Annotated in this window: 17 protein-coding genes; 12 read left to right on the top strand and 5 right to left on the bottom strand. The window is 37.2% G+C overall.

Going from position 1 to position 20006, the window contains the following annotated elements; translation table 11 throughout:
- Positions 1–113 precede the first annotated feature (113 nt).
- Positions 114–977 (top strand): hydroxymethylglutaryl-CoA lyase, encoded by an 864-nt coding sequence (locus tag LB465_RS10415; protein WP_224469802.1) that lies wholly within the window; start codon positions 114–116, stop codon positions 975–977.
- A gap of 79 nt (positions 978–1056) precedes the next feature.
- Here LB465_RS10415 and LB465_RS10410 read toward each other — a convergent pair whose 3' ends face one another.
- Positions 1057–3282, bottom strand: coding sequence for a TonB-dependent receptor family protein (locus tag LB465_RS10410; protein ID WP_224469801.1), 2226 nt, complete (start codon positions 3280–3282; stop codon positions 1057–1059).
- A gap of 225 nt (positions 3283–3507) precedes the next feature.
- On the opposite strand from LB465_RS10410, the gene LB465_RS10405 reads away from it, so the two are divergent.
- The 4 genes from LB465_RS10405 to guaB all read left to right on the top strand — a co-directional run bounded on the left by LB465_RS10405 (position 3508) and on the right by guaB (position 8749).
- Complete coding sequence (locus LB465_RS10405; RefSeq protein WP_224469800.1) at positions 3508–4551, top strand: Fe(3+) ABC transporter substrate-binding protein; 1044 nt, start codon at positions 3508–3510, stop codon at positions 4549–4551.
- Positions 4552–4621: 70 nt separating this feature from the next.
- Complete coding sequence (locus tag LB465_RS10400; RefSeq protein WP_317198435.1) at positions 4622–6193, top strand: ABC transporter permease; 1572 nt, start codon at positions 4622–4624, stop codon at positions 6191–6193.
- A gap of 1 nt (position 6194) precedes the next feature.
- On the top strand, positions 6195–7181 hold the full coding sequence (locus LB465_RS10395) for an ABC transporter ATP-binding protein (RefSeq protein ID WP_224469798.1): 987 nt from the start codon (positions 6195–6197) through the stop codon (positions 7179–7181).
- Between the two features lie 95 nt (positions 7182–7276).
- Complete coding sequence (guaB, locus tag LB465_RS10390; RefSeq protein ID WP_224469797.1) at positions 7277–8749, top strand: IMP dehydrogenase; 1473 nt, start codon at positions 7277–7279, stop codon at positions 8747–8749.
- A 75-nt stretch (positions 8750–8824) separates the two neighbouring features.
- On the opposite strand, the gene LB465_RS10385 is transcribed toward guaB, so the two are convergent.
- Positions 8825–9349, bottom strand: coding sequence for an OmpH family outer membrane protein (locus LB465_RS10385; protein WP_224469796.1), 525 nt, complete (start codon positions 9347–9349; stop codon positions 8825–8827).
- 286 nt (positions 9350–9635) lie between these two features.
- Between LB465_RS10385 and LB465_RS10380 the strand changes: the two genes are divergently transcribed.
- From LB465_RS10380 to LB465_RS10355, 6 genes are all read left to right on the top strand, one after another.
- Positions 9636–10502, top strand: coding sequence for a peptidyl-prolyl cis-trans isomerase (locus tag LB465_RS10380; protein WP_224469795.1), 867 nt, complete (start codon positions 9636–9638; stop codon positions 10500–10502).
- Positions 10465–11922, top strand: a complete 1458-nt coding sequence (locus LB465_RS10375; RefSeq protein ID WP_224469794.1) for a peptidylprolyl isomerase — start codon at positions 10465–10467, stop codon at positions 11920–11922. Before LB465_RS10380 ends, LB465_RS10375 begins: the two co-directional genes overlap by 38 nt.
- Before the next feature lie 10 nt (positions 11923–11932).
- On the top strand, positions 11933–12886 hold the full coding sequence (locus LB465_RS10370; RefSeq protein ID WP_224469793.1) for an AAA family ATPase: 954 nt from the start codon (positions 11933–11935) through the stop codon (positions 12884–12886).
- Positions 12886–13203, top strand: coding sequence for a PLDc N-terminal domain-containing protein (locus tag LB465_RS10365; RefSeq protein WP_224469792.1), 318 nt, complete (start codon positions 12886–12888; stop codon positions 13201–13203). Before LB465_RS10370 ends, LB465_RS10365 begins: the two co-directional genes overlap by 1 nt.
- Before the next feature lie 256 nt (positions 13204–13459).
- Complete coding sequence (locus tag LB465_RS10360) at positions 13460–15727, top strand: aconitate hydratase (RefSeq protein ID WP_224469791.1); 2268 nt, start codon at positions 13460–13462, stop codon at positions 15725–15727.
- 155 nt (positions 15728–15882) lie between these two features.
- Positions 15883–16446 (top strand): TlpA family protein disulfide reductase, encoded by a 564-nt coding sequence (locus LB465_RS10355; protein ID WP_224469790.1) that lies wholly within the window; start codon positions 15883–15885, stop codon positions 16444–16446.
- A gap of 95 nt (positions 16447–16541) precedes the next feature.
- Here the strand turns inward: LB465_RS10355 and LB465_RS10350 are convergent, their stop codons facing one another.
- Positions 16542–16883 (bottom strand): hypothetical protein, encoded by a 342-nt coding sequence (locus LB465_RS10350; protein WP_224469789.1) that lies wholly within the window; start codon positions 16881–16883, stop codon positions 16542–16544.
- Between the two features lie 676 nt (positions 16884–17559).
- On the opposite strand from LB465_RS10350, the gene LB465_RS10345 reads away from it, so the two are divergent.
- Positions 17560–18312 (top strand): XRE family transcriptional regulator, encoded by a 753-nt coding sequence (locus LB465_RS10345; RefSeq protein ID WP_224469788.1) that lies wholly within the window; start codon positions 17560–17562, stop codon positions 18310–18312.
- A 79-nt stretch (positions 18313–18391) separates the two neighbouring features.
- Here the strand turns inward: LB465_RS10345 and LB465_RS10340 are convergent, their stop codons facing one another.
- Positions 18392–19528: a lycopene cyclase family protein gene (locus LB465_RS10340; RefSeq protein WP_224469787.1), complete on the bottom strand. Its 1137-nt coding sequence runs from the start codon at positions 19526–19528 to the stop codon at positions 18392–18394.
- Positions 19529–19555: 27 nt separating this feature from the next.
- Positions 19556–20005: a sterol desaturase family protein gene (locus LB465_RS10335; protein ID WP_224469786.1), complete on the bottom strand. Its 450-nt coding sequence runs from the start codon at positions 20003–20005 to the stop codon at positions 19556–19558.
- Position 20006: the final 1 nt, after the last annotated feature.

The raw sequence follows: 20006 nt of genomic DNA, 5'->3' as shown, positions 1-20006 counted from the left end.
CTATTTCGTTACAAGAAACTTAGTGAGTGAGGTAATTAAATGCTTTCAATTAAATAAAATGAATTAATTTCTAAGGGTTTTTAAATATTCTCCAAAATACTATCTTTGGAGGTATGGATAAAATCAAGCTTATTGAGTGTCCGCGAGACGCAATGCAGGGAATTAAAACCTTTATTCCTACCGACAAAAAAGTGCAGTATATTCAATCACTGTTGCGTTGCGGATTCGATACTATAGATTTTGGGAGTTTTGTTTCTCCAAAAGCAATCCCACAAATGGCAGATTCGGCTGAAGTTTTATCCAAATTAGATCTAAGTACTACAAAAAGCAAATTGCTTGCAATTGTGGCAAATACGCGCGGTGCGCAAGATGCTTCGGTACACCCGGAAATTGATTATCTGGGGTATCCTTTTTCTATTTCTGAGAATTTCCAGATGCGTAATACCCATAAAACCATCGCTGAATCGGTAGAAATATTAGGTGAAATCCTTGAGATTGCCGAAAAAACTGATAAAGACGTTGTAGCTTATCTTTCTATGGGTTTTGGAAATCCGTATGGAGATCCGTGGAATGTAGAAATAGTAGGGGAGTGGACCGAAAAGCTGTCAGGAATGGGAGTAAAAATCCTTTCCTTATCTGATACCATCGGTAGTTCCACGCCAGAGATCATCGAATATCTATTTTCAAATTTAATTCCCGAATATCCTGAAATTGAATTTGGAGCTCATCTCCATACCACGCCAGCAAAATGGCACGAAAAAATTGATGCGGCTTATAAATCAGGTTGCCGAAGATTTGATGGCGCAATCCAGGGGTTTGGTGGTTGCCCAATGGCCAAAGATGAATTAACCGGAAATATGCCTTCAGAAAAAATGCTTTCCTATTTCAATTCAAAAAAAGCCGATTCCAATATAAAAATGACGAGTTTTGAATCTGCTTATAATGAGGCATCAAAAATCTTTGGGGCATATCATTAAAAATCTCGTGTTAGTATAATATAAAAAAAGCCGGAAGTCACAAAACTCCCGGCTTTTACTTTTTACAACATTCTAATCTTTAGAATCTGGCACTTATTCCACCATAGATTCCAAATGGGTGTCCTGGTCTAAGACCTGCAGGGACACGTGCAACTGCATATTCATTATCCAGAAGGTTAATTGCATTTGCAGTTAGGCTTAAATACTCGGTTAAATGGTATTTTGCTGAAAGGTCTACCACAAAATTGCTTTCAATTTTTTGGTTGGCAGCAATTACGCCACTACCGGCCATAGTTCTAAATTCTCCCATATAACGCCCGCTTAAATGGGTTTCAAATTTATTGTGCTCAAAGCTGATCCCAGCGTTAAATTGATGATTTGGAATGTAAGGCATTTCATCGCCTTCGTTCACCATTCCCCAAATACCATCGGCACTATCAAAACTGTTTTGAAACTCGGTGTTGGTGTAAGTGTAAGAAAAACTAAGGGGTAATTTAAAGTCACTGCTAGATTTCAATAGATCGTAATTAAGTAATACTTCAAGTCCGTGTACTAAGACCTCGCCAGCATTAAACTGGTCTAAAGTTCCTGTGCCGCCGGTCGCTGCCAGGTCGCTTCCTAACAGGTTACTGTAATCGTTATAGAAACCTACAACTTCACCCTGGAAACCTGCAAAATTAAATCTGGAACCCAATTCTATATTTATACTTTCTTCCGCATCTTCTCCGGTTGAATTTCCGGGAGGTGCAAAGCCTTTGTGAACCCCGCCAAAAAAGCTAAGCCCAGGGTGAGATTTGTAATTAAAGCCAATTCCGGGAATAAAGACATCTATCTTATTTTCACGTGTGCTAATATCACTTCCGGTCCTGTCAAGATCGGCAGTTCCATAATCTGTTCTTCCCAGGGTGATATTTTCATATCTAAGTCCCGGAGTAAACGTCCATTTTTTATATTTTAATTTGTACAAAGCGTGGGCTGCGAAAGCTTTTGCGTCACTTATTCGGTTGGCATTGGATCCGGGAACTCCTGCATTACTTAACTGCATTTGACCGTTATTCATCTGGTAATCGTCTACCCATTGGAAACGGTCCTCTTCGTCTACGTGGTAACGCAACCCAACTTCAAGATCGTGAGACACCTGCCCTGTGGCCCAGTGATAGTCAAGTTTTGTTTGTACTCCCTGGGATAAATATTCGCGATTATTATTTTTAACAGCTAACGCACTTGCATCAGAGTTTCCACCAGTTACTACATTATAAGCATCTGGAAATTCTCCCGGGTTGCTTAGTAAATTAGAAATTCCAACATTTTCTCCATTTACGGTGACATCGTTTAACTTATACCAGTTTCGGCTGAATTCATTTCTATATCCGGTTGTGGTGATTCTAAAGTAATCATTGAAATTTAATGTGTGTGTCGCCATATACTGAAGATGATCAGCATTCATCTGGTCTTTTTGAGACCCGGCATATCTTCTAAAAGGATCTGCAGCATAATCATCTGCCGTCAATCCTAAATAAGTTTCATCGGAAACTTCATCAGAATATTGAAATTTAAGGTCTAAAGATTGTCTAATTTGAGTGCCACTACTGGTATTCAGTCTTAATTTGGCAACAAGGTCATCTTTATTAAAGCCGGTATCTCCGCCGCTGTCAAGGTTTTTAAATCCATCTGATCGGTAATTTTGGTATTCAAGCATATAGCCAACATTTTCATAAGAATTTCCAACTTTGGCGTGTAAATTTGACGTATTAAAACTTCCGTAATTAGCATTTAAAGAGCCTGAAAAATCTTCCGGAATCTGCGAAGAGATAAAGTTAATAGCGCCTCCCGTAGTGTTTGGTCCAAACTGAATTTGGCTACTACCTTTCAATACTTCTACCGCCTGCATTCTCCCTACCGATGGGAAATAATAAGCTGCCGGAGCACTATATGGGGCAGGAGCGATAAGCACGCCATCTTCCATAATGGTAATTTTCGAACTTCTTTCAGGAGAGGTACCACGTAAACTAATATTTGGACGAAGCCCAAACCCGTCTTCTTCATAAATATTAACTCCGGGAACCTGGCGAAAAACACGGTTTATATCGGTATAATTATGTTTTTGCAAATCTTTAGGAGCTAAAAAATATGCCGAACCGGTGCGGTTTCTGGCTTCAAATTTACTTCCAAAGAATACATTTGCAGAGATTACTACCTCTCGAAGATTTTCAATACTGTCCTGCTTTGTTTCATTCTCCCTGTTCTGCGCTTTGAGGAAGCCAGTAAAAGTTAAACACAAGGAAAAAAGTAGTAGCTTTTTCATTTTATTTAGATTAGTTTTAAATAGCGATGCAAAAATATATTGCACTATAGATATCCGCAAACTTATTTAGACTTATTTCAAATAAAAATTTAAAACATTCAGTTATCCAGCCTTTTAAGCGTTAATTTTAACATTTACTACACTGAATAGACATGAAATTTTTTCTGAAATTTATTTAAACCTATTCTAAATAATTATATTTGCTCAAAATTTAAACCCCGGAAAATGAAAAAAACACTAGTTGGACTTTTAGCATTAACCTTAATGTTTTCCTGTAAAAATTCAGAGGAAAAAAACGAAAATGCTGAGAGTGAAAATCAGGAAGTAAATGTTTATACGCACAGGCATTATGAATCTGATCAGGAATTGTTTAAACAATTTGAGGAGGAAACAGGAATTACAGTAAATGTAATAAACGCCAGTGCCGATGAACTTATTCAAAAAATGAGAATGGAAGGCGAACAGTCTCCTGCAGATGTTTTAATAACGGTAGATGCCGGGAGATTAGAAAGAGCTAAAAGCAGTGATCTTTTGCAGGCTGTATCTTCAGATATTCTTGAAGAAACTATTCCCTCTCACCTTAAAGATGCCGATAATCACTGGTTTGGTCTTACAAAAAGAGCTCGTGTTATTGCTTATGCAAAAGATAGGGTAAACGAAAGTGAATTATCTACTTACGAAGATTTGGCTTCAGATAAATGGAACGATAAATTATTGATTCGTTCTTCGGGAAATATCTATAACCAATCTTTAATGGCTTCTATTATGGTTCATAACGGGGAAGAAGAAGCGAAAGAATGGGCAGAAGCAGTAGTAGAAAATATGGCTCGTGCGCCAAAAGGCAACGATCGTGACCAGGTAAAAGCCGTGGTTGCCGGGGAAGGTGATCTTGCCGTGGTAAATACTTACTATATTGGTAAACTTTTAAATTCTGAGGATCCTGAAGAAGTGAAGGCAGGAGAAAGTATTGAACTTTTCTTCCCAAATCAGGAGGGACGTGGTACCCACATCAATGTTAGTGGTGCCGGCGTTGCAAAATATGCTCCCAATAAAGAAAACGCCATTAAGTTTATTGAGTTTTTAATTTCTGAAGACGCGCAAAAAATATTCGCGCATTCCAATTTCGAATATCCGGTGAACGAAGATGTAGCTCCTGCAGATTTACTTCAGGAATGGGGAGAATTTAAGGAAGACACACTTAACCTCTCTAAATTGGGAGAAAATAATAAAAAAGCAGTAATGCTATTTGATGAAGCAGGCTGGAAGTAGTCATATATTTTCTTTAAAGTCAAGGCTTAAACGCCTGAAAAGAGATACAAATCGATGGTCAATATTTACATTGGCCATCGTTCTTTTTATTGCCCTACCCGTAATTGCCATCGCGGTAAAACTACTGGAAGGACCCGGAGAAACCTGGGGTCATCTAGTAGATAATCTTTTGGTAGATTATATAGGAAATTCCTTTTTCCTGATTTTTTCCTGTAGTTTGTTGGTGCTTATTATGGGAGTAGGCACCGCCTGGTTGGTTGCCCGTTTTGAATTTCCTTTTAGAAAGCAGCTTGAGTGGTTACTTATTTTGCCTCTCGCCATTCCGTCCTATATTGTTGCCTATGCCTACGCCGGTGTTTTTGACTATGGCGGAAGTCTTGAGCTAATTTTAAGAGGATTAAACTTAGAATTTATTCGGATAGATATTATGAATAAATTCGGATTGGCTTTTGTGCTTAGTATTTCGCTTTTCCCTTATGTATATGTTAGTTCCCGAGCGTTTTTTTTAAATCAGGCAGGAAATTTACTGGAAGCCTCAACGATGCTTGGAGTAGGGGAGTTTAGATCTTTTTTCAGGTTGATGTTGCCCCTGGCCAGGCCGGCAATTATCGCCGGACTTATCCTGGTTTTAATGGAAGTTTTAAACGATTATGGTGCTGCTCAATATTTTGGTGTGAATACCTTTACCACCGGAATTTTCAGGGCATGGTTTTCTTTAGAAGAACCGGAAACTGCAGTCTACCTTTCGGCTTTGCTTATTTTTATTGTTTTTGCCCTTATTTTATTCGAAAAATGGCAGCGAAAAAATATACAATTTACGGGAAATAAAGCTTCCGGGCGTACCCATAGAAAATTAGGAACCAGGCCAATGCAATGGGTAAAATTCATCCTGGTTTTAATACCCGTAATCTTAGGTTTTTTAATTCCTGTAGGGCAATTGATCTACTGGGCGGTTTTAACTGCAGAAAAAGTATTTGATCTCGATTTTATTATGCTCTCGTTGCAAAGTTTTGGGATCGCTTTAATCACTTCGCTGGTAACCGTTCTTTTTGCCACTTTACTTATATATTTTGCGAAATGGAGCAGTATAAACGGAATTAAAAGTATCTCCAGGTTAGGGATTTTAGGTTACGCTATTCCCGGGGCGGTTGTGGCTATTGGTATTATGATTCCAACCCTGGCTTTTGATAAGTGGTTTATTAATATAATGGATTCGGTTTTTGGTATTGAAACCGGTTTTTTATTCAACGGTACTCTCGTTGCGCTGGTTTATGCATATAGCGTTAGATTTTTAGCGGTGGCCTATAATCCTATAGAATCTACGGCTTTAAAAGTAAGCAATAGTATTCCAGATTCTTCTAAAATGCTAGGGGTTGGGAATTTTAAAACTTTTCTTAAGGTAGAATTCCCGCTGATTAAAACAGGAATTTTGAGTGCGGTAATTCTTGTGTTCATAGATGTTTTAAAGGAATTACCACTAACTTTAATTTTAAAACCATTTCATATTAATACCCTCGCTGTGAAAGCTTTTGAGTATGCAAGTGACGAAATGGTCATGGAGGCTGCAATTCCTTCATTATTTATTATCTTCACGGCTACCATTCCCGTGATATTTTTGAACAGATTATTGATAAAAGAATAAGATGCTAAGCATAAATTCCATTTCCAAAAGCTTCGATAAAGGCAAAAATTTTGCTCTTAAAGAAGTTTCTTTTAATTTAAAAGAAGGAGATGTTTGCGCTATTGTTGGTGAAAGCGGAAGTGGGAAAACCACCTTAGTCAGGCTTATTTCCGGTTTGGAACGTCCCGATCACGGTAGTATTATCCTCAATAACAAAGAACTTTCCTCAGTTAGAAAGTTGGTGCCACCTGAAAAGCGAAAAATAGGACTGGTATTTCAGGAATATGCATTGTTCCCGCATTTTGACCTTCTTAAAAATGTAAGCTACGGAATTTCAAAACTGAAAAACAAAAAAGAACGGGCATTGGAAATGCTGGAGCTAGTTGGGCTTAACGGACTTGAAAAACGCTATCCGCATCAACTTTCTGGTGGGCAGCAGCAACGCGTGGCCCTGGCCAGGGCTTTGGCTCCAAATCCATCTTTATTGATCTTAGACGAGCCTTTTAGTAACCTGGATGCTATGCTTAGAATGCAATTGCGTAGCCAGGTTTTTGAGATTATAAAGAAAACCGGTGTCACGGCAATTTTTGTAACCCATGATACGCAGGACGCACTTTCTGTAGCTGATGAAATCCTTATCCTTCAGCACGGAAAAGTTATTCAAAAAGATCAGGCTTCTAATTTGTATATTAAACCGAATTCGGTTTATGTCGCCTCTCTATTTGGAAATACCATTCAGCTGAATAAAGATTTACAAACGGCCTTTGATTGTCCTTTGAATCCGAATTGTAACCACGCCATTCGGAATGAAAACTTTAGTATCAATGAAGAGTGTGAATATGTAACCCACGCCAGGGTCTTGAAAAAAACTTTTATGGGAAATGCAACCCAATTGCTGCTGAAATTAGATAACGGACATCAAATTTCAGTAGTAACCAAAGATACCAATGTGGCAGATCGTATAAAAATTGGTTTTAATTCTACAGATGTCCTGGAGTTTGCCGGATAAAAGCTTCCGAAGTAATTTTCTGAATACTAAACAGTTTTAAGTCAGTTTCTGCTATAAAAAGTGTACATTTGCACGCAATTAAATCTTTAATTGCTATGATCGCACACGAATCTAAAATATTAGGAGAAGGCCTTACTTACGACGATGTATTGCTTGTTCCCGCTTACTCTGAAATATTACCTCGAGAAGTAAGCATTCGCACAAAATTCACCAAAAATATATCTATAAACGTTCCCATTGTTTCTGCAGCTATGGATACGGTTACCGAATCCAGAATGGCCATTGCCATGGCTCGTGAGGGAGGAATTGGTGTTTTGCATAAAAATATGACTGCCGAACAGCAAGCGCTAAAAGTTCGAAAAGTAAAAAGAGCAGAAAGCGGAATGATTATAGATCCCGTAACCTTACCAATTACGGCTAATGTGAGCGATGCTAAAGCGAGTATGCGTGAACACAGTATTGGCGGAATTCCTATTGTAGACGATGAAGGCAAATTGTTGGGAATTGTAACCAACAGGGATTTGCGTTTTGAGAAAAACAACAACAGGCCAATTGCTGAGGTTATGACTTCAGAAAATCTGGTAACTGTTGCAGAAGGTACTTCGCTGGATGAGGCAGAAGATATTTTGCAGGAATATAAGATTGAAAAATTACCGGTTATTAACGATAACAAAAAGCTGGTGGGGCTTATTACATTTAGGGATATTACCAAACTTACCCAAAAGCCGAATGCCAACAAAGATAGCTTTGGAAGACTTCGTGTAGCCGCTGCCATTGGTGTTACTGCTGATGCGGTTGATCGCGCTGAAGCTTTGGTGAATGCGGGTGTAGACGCCATAATTATTGATACCGCCCACGGGCATACCCGGGGTGTTGTATCGGTTTTAAAGGATGTAAAAGCTAAATTTCCAGATCTGGAAGTTGTAGTAGGAAATATAGCTACTGCTGAGGCCGCCAAATACCTGGCAGAAGCTGGAGCAGATGCAGTAAAAGTAGGAATTGGTCCTGGATCGATTTGTACCACACGAGTTGTGGCGGGAGTTGGTTTTCCTCAATTTTCTGCAGTTCTTGAAGTTGCAGCAGCACTAAAAGGAACTGGTGTACCGGTAATTGCCGATGGTGGAATTCGTTATACCGGTGACATTCCAAAGGCATTAGCTGCAGGAGCCGACTGTGTGATGCTTGGTTCATTATTGGCCGGAACTAAAGAATCTCCGGGAGAAACCATAATTTACGAAGGAAGAAAATTCAAATCATATCGCGGAATGGGATCGGTAGAGGCAATGCAAAAGGGCTCTAAAGATCGTTATTTCCAGGATGTGGAAGATGATATTAAAAAACTGGTGCCTGAAGGTATTGTGGGTCGTGTACCTTATAAAGGAGAACTTGAAGAAAGCATCCACCAGTTTGTAGGTGGCCTAAAAGCCGGAATGGGCTATTGTGGTGCTAAGGATATTCCTGCGCTTAAAGAAAACGCAAAGTTTGTAAAAATTACAGCTTCGGGAATTCACGAGAGCCATCCTCACGATGTAACTATTACCAACGAATCTCCTAATTATAGTCGATAGTTTTGTTGCTTTAATCAAAAAAGTAGATCCCACAGATTTGTGGGGTCTACTTTTTTATCTCGGTTTCACTATAAACTACTCTTCTTCAGCAGGGGCAGGAATTTCAATTCCCATTTTCGTCATTACCTTTTCGGTAATATCATAATCCTGGGCAGAAAAAGCAAGGCTGTTTCCGCCGGCGTGCAGAATTTGCGTAAAGCCTTCTTCCTGAATTACAGCCCGCATTGCGGCATCAATCTTTTCATAAAGCGGATCGGTTAGTTCATTTCTGCGCATTTGCATCATAACCTGGGCTCTTTGTCTAAATTGTTTAATCTGGTTTTCCAGTTCTATAATTTCAGATTCACTTTGCTGGCGGGCATCATCGGCCAGGCTTGCGGCATTTGCCTGATAGGTTTTTACCAGGGTGTCATACTTTTGAACATTCCCCTGAAAATCCTGTTGTAATTGTTGATCGTAGGCTTTTAATCCTTCATTTACCTCTTGCATTTCCGGCATTTGCGCAAGAATGTAATCGGTGTCTATGGTTCCTACTTTTGTTTGTGCGTTAACAAGAACGCTAAAACATAAAAAAGCAATTAATAAACTGCTGCGTATCATAATAATATTGTTTTTGACAAATATAATAGCAGCTTTTAATTATTCATACTAAATCTCTTAAAACTATTTTACTGTTCAAACACTTCGGTTATAGGGTTTGAATTACTTCCCAATCTATGGGACTTAAAATACTTCGAAAAATTCATTTTAAAACTATAATTTTTGGATGCTTATAATCGTTTAAGCATAAGCTTGTAGAACCTACAGGAATTCTTATTTTTGCCTACGCGCAAATTACAGGCTGTTAGTCATTTGAAAATGGTATGTAAATTGCTATCTCAACTTAATGAATTTGAAGATATCACCGCTTTTTATAGGTTTATTTGTAGCCGGTTTTTTACTCGCAGGTTGTTCTTATTTTGAAAAAGAAGAAGAACGTAAGGTAATAGTAAGGGTTAACGATTCTTATTTGTATGAAGAAGACATTAATGCTTTAATAAACGAAAACACCTCTAAAGAAGATAGTTCTCTTATTGTGTCTAACTATATTACCCGATGGGCTACACAGCAATTACTTATAGACAGGGCGCAATTAAATCTTCCAGAAAGTCAGCAAAGGGAGTTTAGAGATTTAATAGAAAATTATAAAAATGAACTGTATACAAGTGCATATAAAGATGCAGTAGTAGGAAGGCAGTTAGATAGTAGTTTAACGAAAGAAGAGAAGAAGATTTATTTTGAAGAAAATAAAGGCAATTTTAAACTTACTGAAGATTTATTGAAATTAAGGTATGTAAGCCTGGCTGAAGGTAATACTAATTTAGATGAAATAAAATCCTCCCTCAAACGCTTTAATGAAGAGGATAAAGAAGAGTTGGATAAACTATCGCTTCAGTTTAAAAATTATTCTTTAAACGATTCGGTTTGGGTAAAGATAAAGACGGTTTACGATAAAATTCCCGCTTTATCATCTAATGATAGGGATAATCTATTAAACAAATCCAATTTTCTTCAGGTAGAAGATTCATTAGGTGTATATTTGATCTACGTAAATGATGTTTTAGAACATGGCCAGGACGCTCCATTTGAATATGCAGAGCCTACCATAGAAAGGATTTTGCTTAACAAGCGAAAACGAAATTTAATAAAAGAACTGGAAAAAGATATTACAAAAGATGCAATTAAAAATGAACAATTTGAAATCTATAATTAAAAATACCGGCTTTCTTTTGGCCGTTTTAATCGGTTTTACCGGTTATTCACAAGATGTGATTGTAACCGATAGTACTTCAATACAGCCGGAAGATGAAATCGCACAAAATACCGTTGCCGAAACCAATAGCTCAGAGCGTAGAAAGGTGGATGGAATTGCTGCCGTAATTGGCGATTATATTATTCTTGATAGCGATGTAGATATGATGTACAAGGATATGCAAAGCCAGGGAATGTCTACAGCAGATGTTACCGATTGCCAGCTTGCAGGTTCTCTTATGGAAAACAAACTTTATGCACACCACGCCATTCAGGATAGTATTATCGTTATGGATGCTGAGGTTAATAGTTATATAGATCAGCAAATTTCTGAAATGGTACGCCAGGTTGGTTCCATGGAAAAAGTCCTTGAATTCTATAACAAGGAAAACGAAGCTGAATTTAGAAGCGAATTATTCGAGCTTAATAAAGAGCGGCAGCTGGCCAGCCGAATGCAACAACAAATTGTTGAAACTGTAGAAATTACTCCAGAAGAAGTAAGAGCCTATTACGAAAGTATTCCGGAAGATGAACTCCCAGTTTTCGGTGAAGAAATTGAGCTTTCTCAAATTGTAGTTGAGCCTGGAATTCCAGAAAGTGAAAAGCAAAAAGTAATAGATCGTTTGAACGATTTTAGGGCAGATGTTTTAGATAATGATGCCAGTTTTGCCACCAAGGCCATTTTGTACTCACAAGATCCTGGAAGTGCCAAGGATGGTGGTAGAATTTCTCTCTCAAGAAAAGATAATTTTGTAAAAGAATTTAAGGATGTTGCTTTTAGCCTTCAGGCAGGAGAAGTAAGCGAACCTTTTGAAACCGAATTTGGTTATCATATTATCCAGATAGATAGAATTAGAGGGCAAAACGTAGATTTAAGACATATTCTACTTATCCCGGACGTTACCAATGCTTCTGTTGAAGAAGCTAAAGCAAAAATAGATAGTATAAGAAAAAGAGTAGACGAAGGCGTTTTAGATTTTGCTGAAGCCGCTCGTGAATTTTCTGATGAAGAAGAAACCCGAGGAGATGGTGGTAAACTTATTAACCCCAGAACCGGCGACACACGTTTTGAGCTTTCTAAGATAGACCCTAAATTGTATGATGAAGTTGGGGAATTACAGGAAGGCGAATTGTCTTTAAGAATGCGTGATCAGGATAGAACCGGTCGTCCATTCTTTAAGTTGATCAAAGTAAATAAAAGAATCGCAGAGCACGAAGCTAATTACGCAACAGATTTCACTAAGATCAAAGAACTAGCACTACGCGATAAACAGTTAGAAGTTATAGAAGAGTGGCAGAAAGAAAAGATAGGGGACACCTATATTAAAGTGAACGGAAAGTTTAAAGACTGCGAGTATAGCAGTAACTGGTTAAAAAAATAGCATTTTATCAATGTCAGACGTTGCTCTTGTAGAAAAACTGGTGGTTAAACATCAGGATTTAAAAAAAGAAATTGCCAAAATAATAGTAGGGCAGGATGTGGTTATAGACCAGATCCTGCTTTCGGTTTTTTCAGGAGGGCATTCGTTGCTGGTTGGGGTTCCCGGTTTAGCCAAAACCTTGATGGTAAATACTATTTCCCAGGCTTTGGGCTTAGATTTTAAAAGAATACAATTCACCCCAGATCTAATGCCCAGCGATATTCTTGGGGCAGAGATCCTGGACGAAAACAGGACGTTTAAATTTATAAAAGGCCCGGTGTTTTCAAATATTGTTCTTGCCGACGAAATTAATAGAACTCCTCCTAAAACCCAGGCAGCTCTTTTAGAGGCTATGCAGGAACGATCAGTGACTGTAGCAGGGCATAATCATCAGTTAGCCAACCCTTATTTTGTGCTAGCTACCCAAAACCCGATAGAGCAAGAGGGAACCTATCCTTTGCCCGAAGCTCAGTTAGACCGGTTTATGTTTTCTATTCTACTGGAATATCCAAGCTTTCAGGAAGAAGTAGATGTGGTAAAAAGTACAACTTCAGATAAAACACAAAAGATAAATGCTTTGTTTTCTGCGGAAGAAATCGTAGAAATTCAGCAATTGATTCGAAGAATTCCTGTTGCGGATAATGTGATAGAATACGCGGTTAGGCTAGTAGGAAAAACCAGGCCAGCTGCTGATGAAGCTCCCGAATTTGTTAAGAATTACCTCGATTGGGGTGCAGGCCCAAGAGCTTCACAAAACCTAATCCTTGCCGCTAAATCTCACGCCGCGGTAAATGGAAAATTTTCACCCGACATTGAAGATGTTCAGGCCGTAGCTATTGGAATTTTACGCCACAGAATAATTAAAAACTATAAAGCTGAAGCTGAAGGGATTTCAGAAGAAAAAATTATCAGGGATCTTTATTGATGATTAAAACCTTTGTTAAATACCGGGTCTTAATAAGTGTGCTTTTCTATATTTTATGGGGAAGGGATTTTTTTACTAATATTTTAGATTTAGATAAAGAGGTAAGTAGTTTCCTAAACTGGACAGCCGTTGGAATTCTTTTTGTATTCTGGCTATTTATACTTATAGATATGATTCAGCAAAAATTACACAATAAAACCTTTTGGATCGTTTCTATGTTTTTACTTCCTTTTTTCGCGCCGGTGGTTTATTTATTCCGAAGAAAAAAAATACTACATCTTCAAAATAATATGTTTAGAAACTCTAAACGATCTTAGATAGCGTTTCCTTATCAAGAATGGGTTTAAATTTTGTTTTCTTTCCTCTTACTCATTGATTTTTTTACAATTCATTTTCTTTAATTTGTGAAATTCATAATATTCAACCATTAAATTATATTTAGTTAAATTTTAAGTATCATAAATTATGAAATGCAAAATTATTTTCATTAAATTTTGATAATCACCTCTTATTTTCAAAATCCGTTCGAAATCCTTAAATTTGCGAGACTTTTTAGAACAAATACACAATAATATGGCATACGATATTGATATGATCAAGAAGGTTTACAGCCAGATGGCCGAACGTGTGAATACTGCACGTGAGGTGGTTGGGAAACCTTTAACCCTTTCAGAAAAAATCCTTTATTCGCATTTATGGGATGGGGCGGCCAAAGAGGCCTACACAAGAGGTAAAGACTATGTAGAATTTTCACCAGACAGGATTGCCTGCCAGGATGCAACCGCCCAAATGGCTTTATTGCAATTTATGCAGGCCGGGAAAAAACAGGTTGCTGTACCAACTACGGTGCATTGTGATCACCTTATCCAGGCCAAAATGGGAGCCGCAATAGATTTGCAGGCTGCCAATAAATCTAGTAGCGAAGTTTTTGATTTTCTTGAATCTGTTTCCAACAAATACGGAATTGGTTTCTGGAAACCCGGTGCAGGAATTATTCACCAGGTTGTATTAGAAAACTACGCATTCCCTGGAGGAATGATGATTGGTACCGATTCTCACACAGTAAATGCTGGCGGACTTGGAATGGTTGCCATTGGTGTTGGTGGAGCAGATGCGGTAGATGTAATGGCCGGAATGCCGTGGGAACTTAAATTTCCAAAACTTATTGGGGTTAAACTAACCGGAAGCCTTTCTGGATGGACTGCCGCAAAAGATGTGATTTTAAAAGTAGCCGGAATTCTTACCGTAAAAGGTGGAACCGGAGCAATTATAGAATATTTTGGTGAAGGTGCCCGATCTATGTCGGCTACCGGAAAAGGAACCATTTGTAATATGGGGGCTGAAGTTGGTGCAACCACTTCAACTTTTGGTTATGATGAATCTATGGACCGTTACCTGCGTGCTACAAACCGTGCAGATGTTGCTGATGCAGCAAACCAGGTTAGCGAACACCTAACAGGAGATGATGAGGTTTACGCAAACCCGGAGCAATATTTTGATGAATTAATCGAAATTAATCTTTCTGAATTAAAGCCTCACCTTAACGGGCCGTTTACTCCGGATTTAGCAACACCTATTTCTGAAATGGGCGCTAAAGCAAAAGAAAACGACTGGCCAATTAACGTAGATTGGGGATTAATAGGTTCTTGTACCAACTCTTCTTACGAAGATCTTACGCGTGCGGCTTCAATCGCTAAACAAGCGGTAGATAAAAAAGTAAAGGCGAAATCTGATTTTGGTATTAACCCGGGATCAGAAACAATTCGTTTTACGGCAGAGCGTGATGGACTACTTCAAATTTTTGAAGATCTTGATGCAACAATTTTTACAAATGCCTGCGGACCTTGTATTGGACAATGGGATCGTAGCGACAGAAAAGGTGAGGAAAAGAATACAATTGTACATTCTTTTAACCGTAATTTCTCTAAACGTGCCGATGGTAATCCAAACACACACGCCTTTGTAGGTTCTCCAGAAATGGTAGCCGCAATTGCAATTTCAGGACGTTTGGATTTTGATCCTACTCGTGATAAATTGATGAACGAGGACGGTGAAGAAGTAATGTTAGACGAGCCAACAGGAATTGAATTGCCAACCAAAGGTTTTGCAGTTGAAGATCCTGGATATATCGCACCAAACGAAGATGGAGCAACTGTTGAAGTGAAAGTAGCTGAAGATAGTGAAAGACTGCAATTATTAACTCCGTTTGAGCCCTGGGACGGTAAAAACCTTACCGGAGCTAAATTGCTTATTAAAGCTTTTGGAAAATGTACTACCGACCATATTTCTATGGCAGGACCGTGGTTGCGTTACAGAGGGCACTTAGATAATATTTCTAATAACTGTCTTATTGGAGCGATTAACGCCTTCAATAAAAAGACAAACTTTGTAAAGAGCCAACTAAACGGTGAGTACGATGGCGTTCCCGCTGTACAACGTGCATATAAAAAAGAAGGTGTTCCAACCGTTGTGGTAGGAGATCATAACTATGGTGAAGGTTCTTCAAGAGAGCACGCGGCTATGGAGCCTCGTCACCTTGGAGTGAAAGTGGTATTGGTAAAATCTTTTGCCCGTATTCACGAAACCAACCTTAAAAAGCAAGGTATGTTAGGATTGACTTTCGATAATGAAGCCGATTACGACCTTATTCAGGAAGACGATACCTTTAACTTTATAGATCTTGAAGGTTTTGCTCCAGATAAGCAAATTACTGTAGAGATTGTACATGCTGATGGTAGTAAAGACACCATAAAAACAAACCATACTTATAACGAACCTCAAATTGAGTGGTATAAACATGGTTCAGCATTAAACTTAATAAAGAAGCAAAACGCTGCTTAATTAAGTTTAGAAAATTATTAATTTATAGAGGCTGATTAATTTTTTGCACACCTTAGAAGGGCGGAGCGATTACAATTAATCAGCCTCTTTTTTTATGCTCAAAATTCAGATGTTAAGTACCTTTGTTCTCTACGTCTAAGTATTAAAATTCAGCAATGAAAAAACTTTTCAGTAACCAGTGGGCCAACATAATATTTATTGTTTTAATCCTTGTTTTGATTATCCCGCAAACCCGAAAACCCATTCAAATTGTGGTGAATAAGATTTTTGCATTTAGCCCTTCGGTTACCGATGAAGAAGACAGGAAAGAACTGGAAACTTACAATTGGACCCTGGAAACAAAAGATGGGAATAGAGTTGATTTTGCTGAATCCAAAGGAAAAGTGATTATTGTAAACTATTGGGCCACCTGGTGTCCTCCCTGTATTGCTGAAATGCCAAGTTTCCAGGAACTTTATACCGATTATAAAGATGAAGTGGAATTTTATTTTATTTCCGGAGAAGATCACGAAACCACTAATAATTTTCTGAAGCGTAAAGGCTATCGCTTTTCCAGTTACCGGATGCTTTCTGAAGATCCCAAACCTTTAGATGGTTATACCTTGCCTTCTACTTATGTAATTGATAAGAACGGAACCATTGTAGTTGATAAAAAAGGTGCCGCAGATTGGAATAGTCAGACTTTTAGAAACATTATTGACGGGTTGTTGGTAGAATAACTATCAAACCAGGTTTTAAGTTTTAAATAAAAAAACCCCGAAGAAAACTTCGAGGTTTTTGACTGACTGTTAATGCCCCAATCGTTAACAGCCAATCATAAATCTTTAATCAAATAGCTTTCAATTTTATCTTTCTGTTCGAGCAACAGTTCGGTTATATTGTGCGGAAGGTTTTCGGTATATAATAAATTATAATACTGACCTACATTTTCTAATTCACAGTTATGACATTTATCCCATTCATTGGGAGCGAAGGAAAAAGAATCCTGTAGAAAAGTATCCACTTTTACAAGAGATAGTAAACAGGATATACTAAGCTTGTTGAGAGGGCATTTTTTATTGGTAAAATAAGATCCGCCTATACATTCCTCCAACTCAAATTTTATATTTTCACGCAACCCCTTTCGCATAGCGATGTTGTTTTTCTTCAAATTCATATCCGTGTTCGCAGATCCACACAAGAGTGAAGAGTAAGTTTCCAACAAAGTTGTGTTTGATATGGAAAGCCGGAGGATTCGAAGATAAAAGGTGGTGTAAATCAAGTAATTATATTTCTGTTTGGTTGATAGTATTCGAATGTAGCCAGACTTCTAGAGGTGATAACCCTGGGGGATAGATTAACATCCATTTAACTGAAAGGCATCCGTATTTATGATTTTTAATTATAAAAAAATGATGATTTCCCAATTATTCATAATTTATAATTATATGGAGAATGAAGAATAGGACTATTCTGAGATATTGGAGCCGAGACCTTTTATTTCATCGGCGGCATATTTACATATATTATTGAGAGATTAAAAATCACCTGATTTTTCAGTAAAATTTTCCGGTAGTAAAGTTGAGCTTATTAAATACTTCCCTCGTGGTTTTCCTCTATTAAATTGTAAATAATAGATCTTTTATTTTCATCGAAGTCCAGCTTATTCTTAAGTAGACCAGGAAAATATCAAGTCCTTAAAATTTTTCATGTAAAAATATAATTTATTATTATATATTAACATAAAATTAACTGTATAAATATTATTATTATGATAAATAATTATAAAAATAGATGATAACCTAACTTTTTAATAATTTTGCATTATAAAAAATATCAAGTTAGATTTTAGGATGAAAGAGGATGGTGCAATAGGAAAAAGGATTAAGGAACTTCGGAAAAAAAACAAATTATCTCAAGATTACGTCGCTAAAAAGCTTTTTATCTCGCAAGCCGCATATTCACTTATTGAAAATTCACAAAATGGTGTAGCGATAGGTCATATTGTTAATTTAAGTAAACTTTACAACGTAACAACCGATTATATACTTAAAGGGGAAAAATTATTAGTTGAAATTTCTCCAAATAATGGTTTTATCCCGTTAGTGAAAGATATGGCCCATGCGGGATTTATAAAGAATTTTAAGGAACAACACTCTTATGAAGAGTATGAATGGTATCGCATTCCCGGGTTTAATCCTAGTTTAGATCAAAGCCTTTTTGAAGTGGAAGGTGAAAGCATGTCTCCTACACTTTTGCCGCGTGATATTGTGGTTTGCCAAATACAAAAGATTGAGAAAGTTATAGATGGTGCCATTGTGCTTTTAATCACAAAAAACGAAACTACAATTAAGAGATTGCGTTTAGATGGAAATCAGGATTATTTGCTGGTAGAAAGTGATAATCCCCATGAAGAAGGGGTGCAGAAAGTGAAAAAAGAGGATATTAAGCAGCTTTTGGTTGTGCTTGGCAAAATAAGCAGTAGCCTGATTCCCCACCATCAAATTGTTTCCACCGGAAAAATTAAGGGATTAGAGGAATCTGTTGATCATTTAAAACGAGAATTGTATTCTATAAATAAAAAGCTTAATTCCCTAAAAAATTAGCTGTTCTTATTTTCTCTCTTCGGTAGAATATATCGATTCTTATTTAATAGAATGTTTTTCTTCAATCTTGAATTTTGAATTAAAAAGATTTCCTGAAAAATGACTTTACAAAATCGAAACTGTAGAGTGATAGCATAATTTTTAAGTCTTCAGAAACTGAGGTTTCTTCATCTAAATATTTAAAAATTTCTTGAGGTGAATTTTTGGTATAGAATTTAGTGAAAATTTCTTCTCCCTTTTGATTATTTTGGGCGAGTACATCCAGGAAAATTGCATCGTATTTTCTGAATTTGTTATTAATTAAATTTTCTCCGGGTAATTTCCCACTTTTAATATTTTGAATAATTTTCGCAATGCGTTTCTCGGTATTTTTAAATGAATAACCGGTAGAAGGTTTTACCCAGCCACCACCTGTTCCTATTTTGGTAACTTGTCTTGTATTTGCTTTATCAAAGGGGAAATCGGTCATTGGGATAACGCCTGTTTCAGTGCTTTTAATCTGGAAATCTTTGGTTTTTAAAATCTTTTCAAAGTACTTCTGAAGCATTTCATCATAGACTTTATCTTCAGTTAAAAAGGGAGAGAAAAAAGTATATTCAACTAAAGCTTTGTTTTTTGTGAACGGAAGAATATAAGTAAAAGCAGTAGCATCTGGATATTTAATTCGGTAATCCATCATCGTAAAAGAATCAGGCGTAAAAATGGACTTTTCGGTTTCCACTTCCCAGCCCTTAAAATGCTGAAAAATAGTAGTATGTTTTTTACTTTCGAGGTATGTAGGATCTATCCTGCTGTCAAAGAAATGCGTAGCACCATAAGACTTTTTTCGGCCTTTGGCTTTCATAGTTACTGGATCTATTTTCTGAATTTCATCGGTAATAAATTCTATATCACCAGATTCTTCTATCTCTTCCTGTAGTTTTTGATGATAATCTTTTGCTTTTATCATCTTATAAGAATAAGGAGATAAGCGTAAATCCATATTTTCATCTGAAGATATAAACTGGCTTTTATTCCAGGATTTGGTAAGTAAGTGATCCCATTTGCCTTCGCCCTTTTCCCAAAAACACCAGGTTTTAACCGGCATTGAAAAATCGGAATCTATAATGGCAATCTTTTTTCCTTTGAAAAAAACATCCCGGCTAAGTTGCCGGGCTAACTGAAGGCCTGCAAGTCCTCCACCAATAATTACATAAAAATATAAGGGACCTAGCATAGAATTACTAAACGCAACATTATCATTTTATTTTTTAAAATATTTTAAAGGTACGAATAACATTCCAAAACATTCGCCATCGTCCTTACCAAGATGTTTATGATGCATTTTATGTGCCCTTCTTATTCCTTTTGCAAATCGGTTATTTGCGTTCCTAAAAATTTTAAACCGTTGGTGGATAAAAATATCATGTACAGTGAAATAAGTGATTCCGTAGGCTAAAATTCCTAAACCAATAGGTAAACCAACCCAAACATCTTCATAACGCCAAAGTAGGAAAAAACCAATACTTACCAGGGCATAGAATATAAAGAATAGGTCGTTGCGCTCCCACCAGTGACTGTGATCTTTGTGATGATGATCTTTATGCAACTTCCATAGAAGTCCGTGCATTATATATTTATGGGTAAACCAGGCCATTCCTTCCATACCTGCGAAGGTGGCCAGAAAAACCAGTATCCATAATAAAATATCCATA

The sequence above is a fragment of the Salegentibacter lacus genome (genome assembly GCF_020164555.1).
Lineage (GTDB): Bacteria > Bacteroidota > Bacteroidia > Flavobacteriales > Flavobacteriaceae > Salegentibacter > Salegentibacter lacus.
This window is presented reverse-complemented; position numbering and strand designations above follow the sequence as displayed.